Here is a 1728-nt window from a genome sequence, read left to right as displayed (position 1 = left end):
TGGGGGCGTCCATTCCATTAGTTGTTCCGCATCATCCTACCGAATCACCCAGCTCATGTTCACGTCATCCTGGATTGATTCATCCAAGATTGCCCCGCGCAGGTCTGCCACGCGGAGATTCGCCTTGGTCAGGTCCACCAACCTCATGTCGGCGCCCCTCAGATCGGCCGTACTCAGCGTTGCCTCGCTCAAGTTAGCCCCCATCAGAATGGCGTTGTTCAGTTTCGCCCCCTTCAAGTTGACCCCTACCAACTGCGCCGCAGCTAAGTTCGCCCTTCGCAGGCTCGCGCCCTGAAGATCTGTTCCTTCAAGATCCATACCACCCAAGTTCAACCCGTCCAAGCTTGCCTCTCTTAGATCCGCCCCCTTAAGATGCGCATCGGTCAAGATCGCGCCTCTCAGATCCGAGCAACCCAAGTCCGACGTACCCAAGTTCGTGCGACTTAGATCTGCCCCACTCAAGTCCGTCTCATTCAGGTCCGTCTCATCGAACGCCGCCCCACTAAGATCGGTTTCGGACAGCTTCGCTTTTGTCAGCTTCGCTTCCGTTAGGTCCACCCCGCTCAGGTTCGCCCCAATGATGATTGCTTCGCGCAGGTTAACCTGTCTCAGGTCCATCCCTCTCATGTCCACCCCGCTCAGGTCTGCCTTACTCAGGTTCGCCCCAGCCAGTTTGGCCTCGCGCAACTTCGCCCCCCGCAATTTCGTCGAACTCAGATCTGCCAAACTTGCGTCCGTGCCGCTCAGGTCCGCCCCGTTCAGATCCGCCCCGCTCAGGTTCACCTCGCCCAGGACCGCCCCGCTCAGGTTCGCCCCGCTCAGGTTCGCCCCGCTCAGATCCAACCCGCTCAGATCTAACCCGCTCAGATCTAACCCGCTCAGATCCAACCCCTTCAGATCCAACCCCTTCAGATCCAAGCTTTCCCCTCGGAGCAATTTTTGTCTCACGGGTAAGATTTGTTGAGCGACATCGTTGTACAGGTAGTGATCTGTCGCGTGCTGAACGACCTCCTGCTCCAGAAGCACCCGGAGGTCGTTGAGTGTGCTCCCCACGATAGCAAAAGACTCAGACGCCCCATCGCTTTCAACAGTAATGGTGAGAGCCGTGCCGTTGTCACCAGCATCCTCGGAAACCGTCAGCGTACCGCCGTGTTTCAAGTCCACTGAAATCGAACGATTACCTGCGCGCTTAACGTCGAACTGGGCATCGAGAATTCTCTTATGAACGTCAACGATCGCCTGTCTTACAGCTTCTTCTTTCTGGTGGCTGCTGATGCACTTGCATACCCGTTCGATTACCAGTCCAATAAATCCAGTGAACAGGGCTATAAGCCCCGTCACCCCGGCCCGTGAGGGTGACACACCGAAATCCCCGGCCTGTTTAACCATGCTTCTTTCAGCGTTGCCCGCAATGGCCCGAAAGTCATCTTTGCTAAACATGGGGATATTTTTGCCGTCCGCGCCCTGACGGAAGGCTCTGTGCGCTCCTCCCGCGTACTGATGGTTAAACGCACTTGAGCCGACGAAGGCTCGCACAATCGTTTGTGCACTCACAACTGACATGATCTCTCCCAAATTGGTAATATCTGCAAGATAAAGATGGCCCGCTGACTCCCCTTGCAACCGCCACCAGCAAAGTGGACGCATGAGCGCATACTACTGGCTTTGTCCGGATAGGAGGTATTGCAAAGATGCTGCGAATTGTGTAAAAGCGCAACATCTCCCCCG

General features: G+C 56.1%; 1 protein-coding gene. It reads right to left on the bottom strand.

The features are described 5' to 3' along the window. Positions 1–36: 36 nt before the first annotated feature. Complete coding sequence (locus P0D80_RS49940; RefSeq protein ID WP_408296083.1) at positions 37–1563, bottom strand: pentapeptide repeat-containing protein; 1527 nt, start codon at positions 1561–1563, stop codon at positions 37–39. Positions 1564–1728: the final 165 nt, after the last annotated feature.

Source organism: Paraburkholderia sp. RL17-373-BIF-A (assembly GCF_046030175.1).
Classification (GTDB): Bacteria; Pseudomonadota; Gammaproteobacteria; order Burkholderiales; family Burkholderiaceae; genus Paraburkholderia.
This window is presented reverse-complemented; position numbering and strand designations above follow the sequence as displayed.